The sequence below is a fragment of the Roseibium sp. MMSF_3544 genome, from assembly GCF_030732845.1.
Lineage (GTDB): Bacteria > Pseudomonadota > Alphaproteobacteria > Rhizobiales > Stappiaceae > Roseibium.
Map to the genome: position 1 here is coordinate 165,686 of NZ_JASHKA010000001.1, position 16,451 is coordinate 182,136.

The 16,451-nt window shown below is 54.2% G+C and carries 13 protein-coding genes; 8 read left to right on the forward strand and 5 right to left on the reverse strand.

Features of this window, described 5'->3' with window-relative positions; translation table 11 throughout:
• Positions 1–545 precede the first annotated feature (545 nt).
• Positions 546–1,397 carry a hypothetical protein gene (locus tag RBB47_RS00760; protein ID WP_305983802.1) on the forward strand — a complete coding sequence of 284 codons (852 nt, stop codon included), beginning with the start codon at positions 546–548 and terminating at the stop codon, positions 1,395–1,397.
• Between the two features lie 793 nt (positions 1,398–2,190).
• Positions 2,191–3,219, forward strand: a complete 1,029-nt coding sequence (locus tag RBB47_RS00765) for an AraC family transcriptional regulator (RefSeq protein ID WP_305983803.1) — start codon at positions 2,191–2,193, stop codon at positions 3,217–3,219.
• 813 nt (positions 3,220–4,032) lie between these two features.
• On the opposite strand, the gene RBB47_RS00770 is transcribed toward RBB47_RS00765, so the two are convergent.
• Together RBB47_RS00770 and RBB47_RS30980 are read right to left on the reverse strand one after the other, a co-directional pair.
• Complete coding sequence (locus RBB47_RS00770) at positions 4,033–4,308, reverse strand: hypothetical protein (RefSeq protein ID WP_305983804.1); 276 nt, start codon at positions 4,306–4,308, stop codon at positions 4,033–4,035.
• Between the two features lie 126 nt (positions 4,309–4,434).
• Positions 4,435–4,692: a LexA family protein gene (locus tag RBB47_RS30980; protein ID WP_371932715.1), complete on the reverse strand. Its 258-nt coding sequence runs from the start codon at positions 4,690–4,692 to the stop codon at positions 4,435–4,437.
• A 579-nt stretch (positions 4,693–5,271) separates the two neighbouring features.
• Between RBB47_RS30980 and RBB47_RS00775 the strand changes: the two genes are divergently transcribed.
• Together RBB47_RS00775 and RBB47_RS00780 are read left to right on the forward strand one after the other, a co-directional pair.
• Positions 5,272–6,261, forward strand: coding sequence for a helix-turn-helix domain-containing protein (locus tag RBB47_RS00775; protein ID WP_305983805.1), 990 nt, complete (start codon positions 5,272–5,274; stop codon positions 6,259–6,261).
• A gap of 328 nt (positions 6,262–6,589) precedes the next feature.
• Complete coding sequence (locus tag RBB47_RS00780) at positions 6,590–7,399, forward strand: helix-turn-helix domain-containing protein (RefSeq protein ID WP_305983806.1); 810 nt, start codon at positions 6,590–6,592, stop codon at positions 7,397–7,399.
• A gap of 108 nt (positions 7,400–7,507) precedes the next feature.
• Here the strand turns inward: RBB47_RS00780 and RBB47_RS00785 are convergent, their stop codons facing one another.
• The 3 genes from RBB47_RS00785 to RBB47_RS00795 all read right to left on the reverse strand — a co-directional run bounded on the left by RBB47_RS00785 (position 7,508) and on the right by RBB47_RS00795 (position 9,817).
• Positions 7,508–8,788: a hypothetical protein gene (locus RBB47_RS00785; RefSeq protein ID WP_305983807.1), complete on the reverse strand. Its 1,281-nt coding sequence runs from the start codon at positions 8,786–8,788 to the stop codon at positions 7,508–7,510.
• Between the two features lie 19 nt (positions 8,789–8,807).
• On the reverse strand, positions 8,808–9,218 hold the full coding sequence (locus RBB47_RS00790) for a hypothetical protein (protein WP_305983808.1): 411 nt from the start codon (positions 9,216–9,218) through the stop codon (positions 8,808–8,810).
• 194 nt (positions 9,219–9,412) lie between these two features.
• Entirely contained in the window at positions 9,413–9,817 is a 405-nt protein-coding gene (locus tag RBB47_RS00795; RefSeq protein WP_305983809.1) for a hypothetical protein, read from the reverse strand.
• Positions 9,818–11,083: 1,266 nt separating this feature from the next.
• Here RBB47_RS00795 and RBB47_RS00800 point away from each other — a divergent pair.
• The 4 genes from RBB47_RS00800 to RBB47_RS00815 all read left to right on the forward strand — a co-directional run bounded on the left by RBB47_RS00800 (position 11,084) and on the right by RBB47_RS00815 (position 16,310).
• Complete coding sequence (locus RBB47_RS00800) at positions 11,084–13,249, forward strand: type I secretion C-terminal target domain-containing protein (protein ID WP_305983810.1); 2,166 nt, start codon at positions 11,084–11,086, stop codon at positions 13,247–13,249.
• 535 nt (positions 13,250–13,784) lie between these two features.
• Positions 13,785–15,161, forward strand: coding sequence for a pilus assembly protein (locus tag RBB47_RS00805; RefSeq protein ID WP_305983811.1), 1,377 nt, complete (start codon positions 13,785–13,787; stop codon positions 15,159–15,161).
• Between the two features lie 11 nt (positions 15,162–15,172).
• On the forward strand, positions 15,173–15,730 hold the full coding sequence (locus RBB47_RS00810) for a TadE/TadG family type IV pilus assembly protein (protein ID WP_305983812.1): 558 nt from the start codon (positions 15,173–15,175) through the stop codon (positions 15,728–15,730).
• A 1-nt stretch (position 15,731) separates the two neighbouring features.
• A complete protein-coding gene (locus RBB47_RS00815; RefSeq protein ID WP_305983813.1) occupies positions 15,732–16,310 on the forward strand; it encodes a hypothetical protein in 579 nt (192 codons plus the stop codon).
• The last annotated feature ends 141 nt before the right edge of the window (positions 16,311–16,451 follow it).

Below are 16,451 nucleotides of genomic sequence, written 5' to 3' on the forward strand. Positions count from 1 at the left end.
AGTTCGCCTGAAAAGAGTTGGATGTCCGTGCCTTCGACGGAATTGTCGTTGTTTCTGCTGCCGCTTTTGAGTTGAACAGCAAGACAAATGGGGTCGGCCGAACCGGCTTGGCACGTTTCGCTTCAACAGGTATTGCGGGGCCATCCTCAGGATTTGTTTACCTTATTTTTATGGTCGCTGGATACGGTGGGACTGTGTGGGGGACGTCCGAAACGCGAGACGTCCAGGAATGACACGATCCAACCAGCAATTCTGGCTGGCGCTATTTTTTGCGTCGGCGATCCCGTTTGCGCAGCGCGTGCTTGCGCGGGCAAACGACGCAGTCTCTACAGTCTCGCGATATCCGTCGACAGCGCCCAACGCCGGGGCTGACATCGCGGCTGGCGAAGCCGCTATTTTTGTCTCGTCAATCAGAACCAAATCCGCTGGGAGGCACGCTTGTGCGGCGTTCGCCTCCGACAGCGGACAGCGCATACTCTCAGATCCAATCAAGTCGGAGCCCCAATGCGGCCCGGGGCGACCGGTGCTGAAATCCGGAGACCAGCATGCAATCCAGTAATCTTTCAGAAGCCGCAACAGGCGGGAAGTCCGGCATGTTGCGGGGGCTCGCAACCAAGGTCATTTGCCTCGTCGCGATCTGCCATGCTTGTCTGGTCCTGACAGTAGCCACTTCCTTGTGGCAAATGGCAGAGATCGGGTCCCTGATTGACGATCTCGCCCAAAGGGACGTTCCTCTGACGACCGCAGTGATCGGCATAAAGACGAAACAACTTGAACAGTCGGTCCATCTGGAGCGATCTCTTCTTGCAGGTCTCAAACAATTGGAAGGTCGAAAGGCGAGGGAAGACTTCCAACACGCGCGCACCGCCTTTCTGACCAATGCGATGGAAGTTCATATGGAAATTTCGCGGGCACGTGAACTTGCCGGCGCGATTGGAAACAGGGCCGTGGATGACGCTGCGAGATGGGAGATTGAAAAGACATACCAGTCTCTCGGCGCCGCTGCCGAGATACACCGGACTTACAACGAGCATGCCCTTAAGCTTTTCGATCTGATTGAAACCGGAAAACTTACGGACGCGCTTGCGGAGCATCAAGAAATTGCAGTCAGGGAAGACAGTCTGAACCAAGCCTTTGACGCCATTGCACAGACGCTCTCTGCGTTTACTCTTGAGGGTGCCCGAGCTGCTCTGGCGAGCCGGCGGCGTACGGTTACCGCGGCCATGGTGGTTTTCACGATCATATTTGCATCTTCTCTTGGACTGGCGGTCCTGCTGACCCAGCGTGGAATCATGAGGCCGCTCGGAGACCTGTTCTCTGTCACCGGGCCATGGACGCCAGGAGCTCATTCGGTGGACATGCACGCAACGCCAAGGACGACATCCGCTCGTACGTAAAGCTGCGCAAGATCTGTCGGGTGTCACAAAACCAAGCCATGTTCCGGAATTTGTGCGCTTGCGCGACGGATAGAGTGACGCGCCTTGTTTGAAGACACTTTGGTTCCAACAAGACAAGGCCGACTCAGCGCTTCCCGAGTTCGGATAAAGCCATCCGGTTTTGCTCGATGGACGCGTGCTGCGCTAACTGTGCATACATTGATGTAAAATATTGATTTAAAACAAATAAATCAAATTTTTGCAGTCAAAGTGTGTTCGAATTCTGCATAACGAACCCAAGCCTTCTTTTCGTATTCATAACTAGGCAGTTACGAATCGGGGGATCGGGGTGGTGACCTCATGTGATGGGTTGCATTCGGACAGGACAAAGACCGCTGAGAGGCTGGTCAGGATCTTGGCGTTGAGCGCCAGTAATTACGTGGGCGCCCGCGACAGCCGTGTGCAAGACGATCTCGTTTCTAAAAGGCGCACTCCTGCCGGCGCAAATTCGTCGTCAGGCAAGGCATTTCTCTTCCGCAATAGCCAATCTGCTGCCGTTAAGCGACATGGGCATGTCGGCAGCACGGCCTCACCCGGGCAGAGCGCAGAACCCGACCCAACAGGTCCCCCACACCTGTCTGGTTTGCGCATTGTCCGGGTGGGTGGCCGTTACCGTAGTGAAACGAACATTCGCATCGGAAAACGGCATCAAGAGCCGTTGGTAAGCAGGTCTCTTCAGGAGGGGCGCGACGACTCAAATCCTGAAAAATCCAAAAGGGTCGGAAGATGTTTCGGCCATTGCGGGTAAGGACCCATGAACAAGTATGTCGATTTGAATAAGTTTGGAGATTTTGAACCGGTAAACGTCCAGTCTTTGGTGCTGAACAAGTTCCATACTGAAGATCTGGACTTCCATGCGAAGTTGTTCGATGGCATCGAGTTGGAGGCTGTTCAACTCAGCCCCGGCGCATTCAAAGGCAGCTTGTTTTTTGCTCTGGTCGACAAGCTTTCGTTTCACGTTTCACACTGTGCGCAAGCCTTGGAAAAGCGCATAGAAGTTCATCCCGACAAGTTCATGTTTTGCATTTGTCTTTGTGAAGACTGTTCCAAGGCCATACTCGGAATAACGGATACCGAGCCTTGGATCTATGTGCTGCCGCCCGGCGGAAAAGCCGTGGCGACCACGTCCGTCGACTGCTCTCTTCTGATCATGACAGTCGATTGCGAGGAGTTGCTGACGCACGACAACCTGACGCCGGAAGTCCGGAACTGGTTCCACAAACTGAGGCGGGACGGGGAGTTTGTCCGTTCAGCGCGGCTCACCCATCGCATCAGGGAAGATGCATTCCTGACGATCCAGAGTGTCAAAGGCGTCGACAGCGCAAACCAGAGCAGAACGATCAAGGTTGTCCACCAGGCAATGATGTCGAGTATTTCGACGTGCTTCTCCCTGGAGTGGCTCGAGCGCGGGGAGTTTGCCGTTATACACCGGTCTCCGGCTCTGGAGCGCTTTCTCAAGGCAAGAAACCTCATTGCGGAGCACGCCGTCAATCTTGGACATGACATCAGTCAGGCCTTGTCCAAACTCGGGTCCAAGCGATCTCTGGAACAGGCCTTTGCTCTCCATACCAACATGGGCCCCCGTTCATACGCGCGGATCATCCGGCTCCACAAAGCGCGAAGAAAGCTCAGGGATGAGCGCTACCGGGATGAATCCATCGGCAACATCGCGGCGCAAGAGGGCTTTTGGGACTGGAGCAGGTTCACCGGATACTACAGCAAGCATTTTGGAGAGCTCCCGTCAGAAACGCGGGAGAAGTCGACAACGCAAAGTCCAAACTAAGGGCGCTGACCAGGCTTCGGATCTTGCGCCTTTAAACAGAAACCCGGCTCAACGATTTGGCTTTGAGTCAGTCCCGATCAAGTGCCGTTACGGGGACATTGGCAAAGTCTGGAAACTCCACCCTGAATTGTTCAATTGCGCGCCGTCTTGCGCGTCCCCTTTCCTTCAGATCGTCCCCAGAGACGCGAACTGCCTCGACTCTTTGAGATCCATTCACACGAATGACAAACCAGAACAAAAGACACGGTTCCCGATCGCCTGCTCGCTGACAGGGGCGAGATGAGCAAGTGAAGTAAATCTGATCAGCAGTCATCAGTGTCAGCGCAAAGTATCACTCGGGTGTTCTAAACGGTCCGTCATCTGTTTTCCTTGGCGAACAATCCCTGATTAAGGTAAGAGTTCTTCTCAACCTATATTTGCGTTGATGCTAGCGAATAAACGGCTGTGAAGTTATGCGGTCTGCGCAAAAAGGGGTCTTCCACCACGCGACACGCTGCCTGTCTCGTTTTACGGAAACCGCGTGTGCCGAATTCAAACAAGGTGACACTGGAAACGAGTGGATCCCCGATCAAGTCGGGGATGATGTGTGTTTGGTTCACGCTCTCAACAAATCTTCGGTTCCGTCCCGGATCTGATCCGGGACCTGCGCCGCACTTGCCATGTAACCTCGGCTCAAGCTCGGGACGGCGAGGATTTTTCGGGTGGCGATGATAGGAGGGGGCACACAGATCGTTCCGGCCGGCACTCTGAACGTAGCGCAGATGCGGGTCCTTGCACGGCTATGGTTGAGAATGGCGTGGATTTATCTCCAGCCTAGTTCCGAAACGCACCTTCCGGCCGGTAGGTGTCCATCACCTTGTCCAAATGCTCATTTGTAATCGCCGGGTTTGCCTTTTGCAGACAGGGCAGCAGGATCGCTTTGTTGGCCCGCTGCTCCTCACCGGTGGGATATTTGTCTGGCTCAGGGTTTACCGGTTTAAAGCACTCTATGAAAACGGCTTCCGAGATATTTAGGTCGGCAGCGATCCGGTCAGTTGGACGATTAGGGTCTTGATCCGCAACGGCCACAGTCGCAACGATCAGCGGCAACACAAACGCAATTATTTTCATTTTTCAAAAATGGCTTTTAGAAAAACGGCCGGCGTCAGGACTACTATCTTGGATGACGCTCCAGCACTGCGCACTTTGTCCAGCAGTCGCTTTGATGTTTTGCCTCTATCCATTCGCATTGAGCGACGCAAGCAGCAGTTTTGATTTTCTGGTCAGTGCAAGTGATCGCGCACCACCATTCTTTACAAGGTAGCCTCTCTCGGCAAGGGAGTTCACCTTGTGATGTATTGCCACTGCGCTTTGCGAAAGGCTTGATCCGATTTCCGCAAGTGATGGGCTATGACCGTTTTGTTCAATAAAGTCGGAGATGCACTCAAGGCATTCCTTTTGTTTCGGAGTAATTCCAGTCAAACCAATCTCCATACACAGGACCAGACATCCGAGGAATTCTTGTGTATCAAATACATGTTTTTGCGTCGGAGAGTTACGCCATTTGCGCAGCGCGTTCGAATATTGGAGTAATTTGCGATTTTTTTGAAATTTACTTCGATATTTTTCCCCATTCAGCTTTCTTTTTTTGTCTGAAATTTTTGTGTCTGGCTGAGAGGACTCTTTCGCTGGCCAAAAGAAAATCCAAATGCCGACCTGTCATCTGATGATTTTTTGGAAACGACGCGAGTTTGCGGGAGTTGTATAAGCAACTTTATAAACTCATGATTTTTTCGAGTTATTTTTTTAGTGCCTTTCTGGTTCGAATTTCGTTTTTCGCATAACGCGATTTGGCTGCGTGTCTTATTTCCTTAAAGTAAGTTGAATGGGGCAGTTGGGTCGGAGGGGCCGTTTGACTGAACCATCGGGCTGCGTTTGCGTCGTGAACCGAACGCAGTGAAAGCGGTTGCGATGGACCGATGGCGTAAAGATCATCGTTCACGCAAGCGGTGCGCTCGGGACATTGACGGGAATTCGTCTCTTGCGCACGGCAATGCGACACTTGGAACAGAGATGAAGGCAATTTGGTTTCCGTCAAGACAGGTCACTGAACGGCTAAATATTTTTCAAGATCAAGAACTGCAGGACTGCGGTGCTCAAGCCGATCTCTTTGGCGGCAACAGACACTATGTGCAGCTCAGTGCGGGACTGTTCAGCGGGCGTCTTCTCGCAGTTGATGTCGGCGACCTCAGGATCCTAATTGAGTACAGCAACCATAGGCTTGAAAAGGAAGTCAAGCTGGAAGGCGATTGTTTTTCGTTTGTGACCGCGGTCGCTCTCAAGCCTCCGGACATTGCATTTGGTGGTGTCACGAGGTCCACCGATTGGGTGCAAGTGTGTCCGCCTGAAGCTGAACGCGTTGCTCTCACGCCGTCCAACACTTTGTTCATTTACGCAAGGCTAAAGACGACCGCTCTGCTGGAGCACGAGGCGCTGCTTCCGGAAGTCAGCGACTGGCTCTGCGATCTGCGCAAGAACCCTGTCTTTGTCACTTCTGCGTCGCTTGCAAATCGCCTCCGTTCGAACACCCTGGCATCACTGGAATGCCTGGCATCGGATGCGGGACACGACTATCGCGCCGCCGTGAAGCAAGCGTTCATTTTCGGCCTGGTGACCGGCTTAAACTTCGAATGGCTGCGGCAAAACATGATCGGAACACCTGGATCCACGACATCGCGGGACCGCTTTCTTGCGGCCAGGAAGCTGCTTTTGGGCAAACATGAGGACGTAGCCAAGAAGTTCAAGGCGGCGTCAAAAAATCTCGGATCCCAGCGTGTCATTGAACAAGCTTTTTCGAACCAGGTGAACATGGGGCCGCTGAGCTACGCGAGGGTCGTCAGACTGCATAATGCCAGACAAAAGTTGCTTGATGCGAGCTTGGAGAACGAGAGCATCGGAGATATCGCGGCGGAAGAAGGCTTCTGGGATTGGAGCAGGTTCACAACGTACTATCGCCGGCAGTTTGGCGAGTTGCCGTCTGAAACCAGAGCCAGATTTGGCTAGCAAACCGCGAGGTGGTGCAACTGTCGACATGCAGCAGTTGCGAACGTTTGAATGCTGACAGGCGGCGCTATACCAGCGCATGCCGGAGGCCAGGCACTGAACCCGGCGTAACCCGGAAAGTGCTTGAGGGGGACATTAGATGAGTTCAAACTGGATACCGTCAGAGAGCTTCAGTCGTTCAAGCAGTGTTTTCTTTCGAGCGACGCATCGCGATTTCGATCAACAGGCAGCCCTCTACAAAAACATCGAATTGCATTACCGGCAATTAACACGCGGTCGCTTTGACGGAGCCTTGTTTTCTGCGCCATTGGGTAGATCCGCCATCCATATGGAATACTGCAGCCAATCGATCGAAAAGGAGTACCATCTGAGATCGAACAGCTTTTCAATCTCGCTCTTGATGGATGAGTTACCGTCGCTCGTCAGAGGTCGAAGCTACACCAACGAACATATTCTCGTCGTGCCGCCGAATGGTGAGAATTTTTGTGTGACGCCGCCCAGATGTACCTTGTTGATCATAACCGTTGAGGCCGATGCACTCCTTCAAAGTCTCGCGCTTGTTCCACAGGTCGCCGATTGGTTCAGGTCGCTCAGTACGGTTGGCCAATGTATCCAGTCCCAGTGGCTATCTGACAGGTTGAAGGCCGACGCCTTTATGGCTTTGGAAAGTGCTGGTGGCGCTGCTGCGAGCAATCGGCTTCAGACAGTCGATGAGAACATGATTTTCAGCGTCGCAAATTCCTTCTCCATGGAATGGATCAAGCACCAGTCAATAACCCAGTATCAGATTGGCCCGGCCTATGAGCGTTTCAAACGAGAACGCCACCGGCTGATCAATCAGGTCATTGCAGAGCAAACAGGCAGTTTGAACCTGCCGCTTTTGGCGGGCTCAAAACGGTCAGTTGAACAGGCGTTTGCAAAACATGTGCGACTTGGTCCGCTCGCTTACTCAAGACTCCTGAGACTGCACCAGGCGCGCCATCACCTGCGCGACCAGTCCAGGTTGAACGAGAGCATTGGCGACATCGCCGCGGAAACAGGCTTTTGGGACTGGAGCCGATTCAGCGACTACTACCGCAAGCAGTTTGGTGAATTGCCCTCTGAAACGCGTCAGAAATACGAAAGCAGTCTCAGGTGACTGGTTGAGGCTGGGGTGCACCTGACCTGAGCTACGAGTTTTTCGCGATGCCAGTGGTCCGGTTTTTACCCTTGCAAAAAACAGAGGGCATTGGCGCCGGTCGGTGCGTTACCGCAAGAACACCGTCGGATTTTTCGGCAGTACGTTCTGCGACGTGTTGATGCTGATAATGTCCTTGAGAATGGCAAGCGATTGAAGCGTAAAGCTGCTTGGGTTTTCTTTGAGCCTGTGCGTGCGGATGCCGAACACTTCACCGTCGACCGTCACTTCTATTGCGCTGCCGAGGCCAAAGGGCCCTGACAGAACCTCGAACACCGGAATCTTCCGGCCGTCAGGCCCGACAAGCCTGGGTCCTGAGCCATGGGCATGCATCGATTTGATGGCCCCTCCGAGATACTGCAAGATCTCATTCGGCGAACGAAGTGCGTAATCGCTGCCTTCGCCGAAAAGCAACGTTGCGGAGGATGCCTCCTTGCGGGACGGTTTTGCCGCCGATTTCTTTCCACCGCCAGCAGCTGGCGGAGACGCCGCGGCGCTGGCTGTCGCCTCCTGATGAATCTGCTCCTGTGCAATCAGTGTGATGGCGCCCGGAGCACTGTTCCGCAAAAGAGCGGGCTGCAGGATCGTGATTGCTTCCATCAAGTGCCTGAACCTGACATGGGAACAGTGGTTGGTCGGGTCGCTGCGCAGCAGGACGGTTTCCTGGCTGTCTGCGCTTAGCGGGCCCGCGCAGGCGGCCTCTGCAACGGTTTGCGGATAATGGGAACAAAGGGCACGCAGCTCTCTGGAATAGGTATTGGCTTCCTGACTGCACGCTTTCAAAGCTGAACGCCTGATGCGAACAACGGTTGCCTCCGGGATCAGGATCCATTTGATCGCGAGAACAGAGATGAGATCGAGGCGCTGGCGTGAGCGCCCTTCGGCGAGCAGTAGAAACAGCTTGGGGCTGAGCGGTGTCAACATCGCCTGGACGAAACGTTCCGACTCAAGTGAAGAGACATTTGCATTTCTGCCCAGGTCTCTGTCGGTGCTGGCGCTAAGGTCTAGTTCGCCGAGAAAGAGTTCGCCGAGCTCGCCGCCGAAAGAGAAGTCATTGCTGAGCGAAAAATCCGTGTTGGCGGAATAGTCACCTACAGCCGAAAAATAGGTTGGCAGGCCTTTTGCGGAGCGAATGACATTGGCAAGCAGAAGATCGTTGTAGGAGTGTTCCAGGCCGCGATTGTAGTAGATGCCGCTATCGGTCACGAGATTGCCGCCGCACGAACCTAGCAGCAGGAAGAGACCAAAAAAAATGGGTGCGCGCAGACGGTCGTTCCGCCGGCGCGACAATTTTCGAACCCGGTTCAGGATCCTCTCAGAAGCTTTCGTCAGGCCTGGAATTTGGCGCATTCTTTGTGATGTCCAGGCGCTAGCTGGGATTGCTGTCAAACTCGTAGTGGACATCCGGGTCGCTGCAATCATCGTGGCTGGTGGCAACGTTCGCCGGTGCTTCCATGCTGCAGTCGAACCCGCTCTTGGTAACGTGGTATTTGACTTCCACCGTGTTGCCGTCGTCGGACGCGAGGGTATAGGTCACGTACATTTTTACGTCGGAAAACGTATCCTCATCGAAATGAAACTTGACGAGGCCGGTCTGTCCTTTGGGAACCGTTGATTGAACGCTGTTGACATTCACCTGCTTGTGCTCGGCATTGCCGTTGATGAAGTCGTAGTGCGTCTTGTTGACAATGTGCAGCGTGACATGCTTTTTGCCATCGGCGAGAGCTGACGAGCAGAGGGCCGCCAGAAATAGGCTCAAGGCCAGTACCAGTGTTCTCATCCGCGAGTTTTCCTTCAAAGACGTGTTGCGGGTCTGAAAAGTGCTTCGGCTCCAATCAGCCGGCGGGCGCAGGGCTGCAAACTGCGGGGAAATATGCCTTTTCCGAAAAAACGGAGACCGCGAAGGGGAGGTCGGCCTTTGCGGGTTCGGCCTGTCAGCGAAGCTCGCTGCGCCCGTTTGTCACTGGGCTATGGTTACGGCACTTCACGGCTGAGTTTGGGATCGGCACAGGTGCCCTTCAAATGCGCTTCTGTCTGACCCGACTGGATGTCGGATGCGGACATGTGCAGCTCCTGGTTCGGGCAGTCCTTGATCTTGACGTGGAACTCGTAGTCGCATGTCGGGTTGTAGTAGATATAGAAGCCGTCGCCGTCATCCACATTGGCGCTATGCGTCTGGTCGTCCTGATCGCAGCCGTTTTGCGACTGCTGATTAACCTCCACCGAGGTGACGACAACGCCCGCGGAGTTCTTGAAGCCGCCCTTTGCCTGGGGAACGCCAGTGGGTACCGGGAAGCTGATATTGTCTGAAGCGCTCGCGCCGGTCACACTTGCAAGTGCGAAGAGGGTGGAGAATGCGAGGGTCTTTAGGTTTTTCATGGGGTCTCTGCCTTCTGTCTGGCAAGTATTTAAGAGGCATCCGGGCCGACCCATGCCTTGATCAAGGCGGTTTCAAAACACAAGCCGACCCAGCGCTCGCAGGGCGAACCTCTCGATGGATTTGCGCTTTTCAACTGAAGGTCTGCTGCGCGCGCCAACACCCCACAGCCTGTCTGCGCATCTTTATTGGTATCCCAACCTGTGATTGAGGGTTATGCTGTTTGCGCAAGGTGCGGTGGTATTCGATGCATACGCGAAGAGTTTGTGCGGTGCGCATTTGTCATGAATTTCTTGCGGAAATTGGAAAACAGAAGACGCCAAAGTCATGGAATTGGAGTGGTTTGTTGCCGAGTGGCGCAGCGATGAGCGGCGCACCGTTAAGGTATTTGATGCCCGTATACTGCGCCGTCACGCTTTCATTATGCGTTTTGCGCAATTCTCAACCTTCGTTGGGTGTCTACATTCGTTCTCTCTCGTGATTGCGGCCAAGCATTGGGGAGGACGGGATTCGGGGAGGTGAGTGTTTGACGATTCTTCTACCGTTTCTCGCAGCAGGTGCGTGCTCCTGAACTGCTGTTCCGCACTCCACCACGCAACAGCTGACCTGTGCGGCCTTAAGGAGCCGCGCGCGCCTCATTCAAACAAAGTGACTCTGGAAACGAGTGGGTCCCAGGTCAGGCAAAGGTTGCGCAGAGCGGCGGGGAAAGCCACATGCCAACAAAACCTGCGAGCGTTCGGCATGATCCTGTGAGACAAATCGTTAACGCCTTAGAAAACTCATAGCGGCACATGTGGTGCCATAAGGACGCTCAACGGATCGCAACCTCTTGAAGCATTAACCTTTTTTGCGACTGCCTGCGAGTTTTGAAATAGGACAGCAGTTGCTGTGCGCGTTAACTTTAACGCTTGCGCAAACTGCGTAATCATTAAAATTTTTTGTTGTTTTTAGCCTATTTAGACGGAACTCCGGCCGGGTGATTTCTTCTCAATGGTCATAACGGCGCACCTGGAGCTGCTGTCATAATTTCCCTCAACACAGAAAAAGACTGACCTGGTCATGCTTCCTGCGATCCCAAGCTCTTTGCGGGCGACGGGAACGGCGGAATGCGCGGCCTGAGCCAGTCCGGACATTGAACACAATTCTGACGGTGCCCTGGGGCGCGGATTGTCCAGGAAACTGCCTGGCCATTCCGGAGATCGTGTTTTCGCTGGGCAGTGCGCGAAAACACAGGGCAGGCCGTTTCTCGAACTTGAGGAGAAGCACTCATGGCCACGCAAGCCGCTCCCCAACAAGCCGATCCCGCCGCATCTGCGTCCGGCAGTCTGGTGATCAATATGCCCGAAGCGGCAGAGTTCCTCGGTCTTGCCGTTGCTGACGGGCAGCTTGTCGATCTGCGCCCGGTGCAGAACGAGCCGATTTCGTTTTTCCGCGTTGATGGCGATCTCCAGATGATTTTCGAGAACGGCGCCAGCGTCCTTATCAATGGTTTCTTTGCTGGCAAGGGGACAGCGCCGGCCGTTCTGGTCTCAGGTGAGGGTGAGGCCGTGCTTTCGCTGGTGCAGTTCGTGGAGATTGCCGGAATTGCAGTCGTGCCTGAGATACAGACGGCTGCCGGCCAGCCGGTTACGCTCGACACCCGTCTCGATGAGGTGGACGGCTCAGGACCGTCGTTTGAAGATCCGGGCATAGCTGATCTTGGACCTGGGCTCAGCATCCTCGACTTGCTTGGACCGAGTGCGCTCCAGACAGAGGATCTGCTTCCAGAAGAAGACCTCCTGCCAGGACTGGATGGTGACGGCGATGAGGAAACGGGTCTCGCTGCCCTGAACAACGGGCTCGAGGATCCGGTGAATGAAGATCCAGATGACCCGATAGATGACGACCCGATAGACGAAGACCCCGTGGACGAAGAGCCGGTTGGTGACTTGCCCGGGAGCAACGACCTTCTTCTTTGGCTGGATCAGCCAAATCACGGTGGCTGGGTTCCGACCCACTATCGAGACATCATCGAATTCGAAAACCTCATTGTGTGGATCAATGGCGAGCCAGTTGATTTTTCCCTGGTCGAGGCACTGAGTGAAGGCGTCAACGAAAGCCCTGAGGCGGATGAAGGCGATTACGCTTTGGACGGCCCGGACGGCCGGCAGATGTTTTTGAACCTGGGCGACCTTGGCGACCTACCGGAGAGTGGGGAAATTCGGATTGATTTCAACTTTTCGAATTTCGACAAGCGAGAAAACCGCCCTGATAACGAAGCTGGAGGCGGTGTCGAAAACAACACCGACGAGGATGATGCGGAAGGCGATGGCGGTGGTGGTGAGGGGTATCGGTTTGGCATGCAGATTGGACCGCCTGAGGACGAAGAGGAGGCGCGGGAACCGGTCGTCGATCATACCGACAACGGCATTGCCTTCTATGATGAGGAGGGCGAGACGCCGCATGACGACGACGACAGCGCCCGGACCATAAAGTTCGACTATGAAGTTACCGAAGAAGGCGAGGTCATCATCACCAACGTCCTGACAATTTTCCGGGGCGGGCTTGTTCTTGATCTGGACGATAACGGGATCGAAATGGACAATTCGGTCCAGTTCGACATGGATCTGGACGGTACCACGGAAGAGGTCGGCTGGATGGGCGCGGGCGACGGCCTTCTCGTGATGGACCTGAATGGCAATGGGATCATCGACGATGCCTCGGAAGTTGTCGGTGAACACTTTCAGGGAGGCAGCAACGGCATTGACGATATTGGCAGATACTTCGCAGGCGCGCATGAGGCGATGACCTGGATGGACAGCAACGGTGACGGTGTCATCGATGCGAATGATGAAGCCTACCAAAAGCTGCGCGTGTGGGTGGACGAAAATGGTGATGGTGTCACGGATGATGGGGAACTGAAGACCCTGGAAGACCTTGGTATCTCCTCGATCGACATCGACAGCTTTTACGAGGATCAGGACAGCAAGTATGACGGGTCCTGGGAAGATGTGAATGACAACATCATTGACCGTGAAGGCTCATTCACCCGCGACGATGGCAGCACCGGATCGATCTACGATACCCGTTTTTGGGAATCCGAGCCGAACCTGCAGACAGGAACGACAGACGCTGCAGACAATTTTGTACTGGAGTCACTTGCCGGTGCCAACCTGATCCTCGACTACAATTTCGAAGAAGGCGATCGCATCGATCTTGGACAGCTTCTGGACGATGCCTTTGGACCTGGTTCCAATGTGGACGAATACGCGCGCGCGACGCGAGAGGCCGACGGCGATGTGCTGCTGGAAGTTGACCCGGACGGTGCTGCGGGCCCAGAAGGCTGGCAGGCGGCCGCGACGGTCGAGATCGATTCCCAGTCAATGGGCGATACAGTGCGTTTGATTATGGACACTGTGGAAGTGGACGTGGCGGTCAACAGCGTGACTGTGTGACACTATCCCAAGTCGTGGCGGGCCGCGGAGCGCGCCGCCACGTAGTGGTCCCGCAAAGACATTAGTTGTTCGCGGCGCCCTGCCTTCCGCCCGGGTTTAGCGTGGATTTGAACCTATCCCGCTGAGATGACAACACCATTCAAGTCCGTTCCGAGACCGGAGACGGAGTAGTTTTTCAGGACTGTTCTGTCGGTGTGCCGTTAAGACTTTGCCGTAACAGGAACCGATGCAACGCAGCATCCGCTAAAAAAGTTGCGCAAAATGCATAACGGTCACACCTGAATGGTGCTATCGTCTTCGAGATCATGTAAATTTCTTGGCTTCCAAAAGTATGCGGTGATATCTTTTAAAGGTATCGCCGCTATTTTTGTTGTATATTTGAATATTTATTTTTGATACTTCATTTTTTATTAATTAGAATCTGTCTTTCTGTTTCATTATTACTTCCTGCTGCGTTATTTGATTATAGCGTAAGCTCGCAGACGTTGAATGGGGTCTTCTTCTGCACTTGATCAACTTGCTTTGGTGAGGTGAGATGCCCCTGCTATCCTGGTTGCTCCCGCAATTCGCGCGGTTGCGAAACGACGATTCCGGTAACTTCGCAATCTTTACCGCGCTGTGCGCAGTACCGCTTATTGTTGTGGCCTGCGGCAGCGTCGACGTCATTCGAATGACGTCAACGCAGGAACGCCTGCAGGTCATGCTGGATTCCGCGACCCTGGCCGCCGCATCGCTGTCAAACAGCGGCGACATGTCAGACGTCGTCGACGACTATATGGCGGCCAACAAACCCGACGGGGCGGCCTGGAACACGCTCAGCTACACGACCGTCGAAGTCACCAACGCCCTGAATTCAAAGGAAGTCGAGATCACGGCCGAGGTAACTCTCAAGACACCGTTCCTGTCGTTGATCGGTCGGGACACGCAGACCGTGACGGCCATATCGACCGCCGTCCAGTCGCAGACCGAAATCGAGATCTCCCTGGTCCTGGACATCTCGTCTTCGATGAGGGGTGCCAAACTTGCCGACCTCATAACTGCCTCCAAGGAGTTTATCGACCTGATGCTCGGTGACGGACGGGACAGTCACACGTCCATCAATCTGGTCCTTTTCGGTGGGACAGTGAATTTGGGCGACACGCTTTACAAACGCTATGCGGTTGAAGCGAGCTCGGCGGTGACTGATCCAGATTCAGCAACATACACGGTCGGTGCGGAAGTGCCCTCCAAGTCCTTCCTGTTCACGCACGGAAACACTTGCATCGAATACATCGATGACGATTTCGACCTTGACGACATTCCGGAAAAATCGCGGCCGCAAGTCCCCAACTTCACGCGATATGGCGCAATGAACGACTGGTGCCCGAGGTCGAACACCGAATCGATTTTCAATTCCAACAAGGCGGATGTCCTGAAGGCCCGGATTGACGAAATGACGCTTTCGGACGGGACGGGAATGGATATCGGCACCCTGTGGGGCGCCAAAGCGTTGTCTCCAAACATGAGAGGTGTGCTGGGCGGCGACTTCGCGGACCGGCCGGCAGCCTTTGATGATGAGGACATCATGAAAATCGCGGTGATCATGACCGACGGCGGCATTACGGATCAGACCCGGCCGAGAGATCCAACCAGCAGCGAAAAGCCGCACATAAGCAATTCCTCCACGCGACAGACAATTGTCAGCAAGACGAATGCGACTGCGTATTTCAAAAGCCTGTGCGATGTGATGAAGACCCAGAGCATTTACGTCTACACCGTCGGGTACCAGATCACGAGCGGATCGAGTGAGGATACCCTCATGAAATATTGCGCCAAGTCTCTCAGCGACTATTACCACGTCGAGGGGTTTGATCTCTCCAGCGCGTTCAACGGTATCGCGGCATCGATCAACAATCTCCGGATTTCGGGTTGATGAGGCGCGCGATGAAAACACTCCTCAGCGGCTGCGGCCTGAAACGGCTGCTGCGAGACAGAAACGGTGTGACAGCGATTGAGTTCGCGTTCATTGCACCGGTTTTTTTCGCGATGATTTTTTCACTTTTCGAGGCCGGGCTCCTGTTCACACGCATGGCAATGGTCGACAACGCGGTCAGCGTGATTTCGAAAGAGGTGTATACGGGGACCGTTTCGAAAGGTGTTGAGGATGGAACCTACTCGCAAGAGGATATCGAAAAAGCCGTCTGCGCAGAAACGGGTTCGGTCATTCGGAATTGCGAAAATGAGATCACCGTCGAACTGACAGAAATCAGTTCGCTGTCGTCGCTGCCGGAGGGCGATGCGGCTTGCAGGGATTCCTCTTTGGCGCTCAGTCCGGCAGTCACATTCAACCCGGGTGCAGCGAACAGCATTGTCTTCATGCGCGTCTGCGTAACGGTCAATCTGATCACGCCCGGGCTTGGCCTGGGCCTGAACCTGACGAAAACCGGTACGCGCCGCTATCAGCTGGTTTCCTCAACGGCCTTCCTGAACGAGCCCTTCTGATATGAAAAAACCCGGAAACATTCTGCTAAGCAAGCTGGTCACGGACAATGAGGCGGTTGCTGCTGTTGAATTCGCCGTGGTGCTTCCGTTTCTTGTTCTGATCTTCATCAACGTGGTTTCGTTTTACGACGGCTTTCGCGGCGACAAAGCGATGACGAAAGTCAATTCCGTGCTTGTTGATCTGGCGACCCGGGACAGGGAAGCCATCGATGACGCCGACTTCGACGAACTCGTCGCAATTGGTGAAGCGATCGCAGGCAAGTACGCGGTAGACTCGGAATTTACGGTTGTCATATCGAGCATACGCAACGTGTTCGACGCCGATGGGGATGATGATCCGGAGCTGGTCTGGAGCCGCAGTAACGATGATGACGCGGTCATCACGCAATCGGACGTGGACAGCCTCGATCTGCCCGATATAGGCGAGGGTGAATCCGTGATTTTTGTGTCGACACGAGCTAAGTACACACCCTTTCTCACAAATCGCATCATGGGTAGCTTTACCTTGAGTGCGGACCAGGTACGGCGTCCACGTTTCGTGAGTGAAGTTGGCTGCACAAGTGATGCCTCCAAGTGCTGAGAACATGCAGTGCCTAAATTCACCGGCGTAGATTTTTCACTCTTCAGAGGCAAGCGTGTGAAAGCATAAAGCTCGCTGGCTTCTCCACTCAACGCTCTTGTCGTTGACACGCTGCTGAGAATTACTCTCTAGTTTTATTAG

Excerpts from the sequence above, each read along its gene's own strand:
- RBB47_RS00760 (WP_305983802.1), top strand. The coding sequence starts at position 546 with ATGCAATCCAGTAATCTTTCAGAAGCCGCAACAGGCGGGAAGTCCGGC.
- RBB47_RS00765 (WP_305983803.1), top strand. The coding sequence starts at position 2,191 with ATGAACAAGTATGTCGATTTGAATAAGTTTGGAGATTTTGAACCGGTA.
- RBB47_RS30980 (WP_371932715.1), bottom strand. The coding sequence starts at position 4,692 with ATGGAGATTGGTTTGACTGGAATTACTCCGAAACAAAAGGAATGCCTT.
- RBB47_RS00775 (WP_305983805.1), top strand. The coding sequence starts at position 5,272 with ATGAAGGCAATTTGGTTTCCGTCAAGACAGGTCACTGAACGGCTAAAT.
- RBB47_RS00780 (WP_305983806.1), top strand. The coding sequence starts at position 6,590 with ATGGAATACTGCAGCCAATCGATCGAAAAGGAGTACCATCTGAGATCG.
- RBB47_RS00785 (WP_305983807.1), bottom strand. The coding sequence starts at position 8,788 with ATGCGCCAAATTCCAGGCCTGACGAAAGCTTCTGAGAGGATCCTGAAC.
- RBB47_RS00790 (WP_305983808.1), bottom strand. The coding sequence starts at position 9,218 with ATGAGAACACTGGTACTGGCCTTGAGCCTATTTCTGGCGGCCCTCTGC.
- RBB47_RS00795 (WP_305983809.1), bottom strand. The coding sequence starts at position 9,817 with ATGAAAAACCTAAAGACCCTCGCATTCTCCACCCTCTTCGCACTTGCA.
- RBB47_RS00800 (WP_305983810.1), top strand. The coding sequence starts at position 11,084 with ATGGCCACGCAAGCCGCTCCCCAACAAGCCGATCCCGCCGCATCTGCG.
- RBB47_RS00805 (WP_305983811.1), top strand. The coding sequence starts at position 13,785 with ATGCCCCTGCTATCCTGGTTGCTCCCGCAATTCGCGCGGTTGCGAAAC.
- RBB47_RS00810 (WP_305983812.1), top strand. The coding sequence starts at position 15,173 with ATGAAAACACTCCTCAGCGGCTGCGGCCTGAAACGGCTGCTGCGAGAC.
- RBB47_RS00815 (WP_305983813.1), top strand. The coding sequence starts at position 15,732 with ATGAAAAAACCCGGAAACATTCTGCTAAGCAAGCTGGTCACGGACAAT.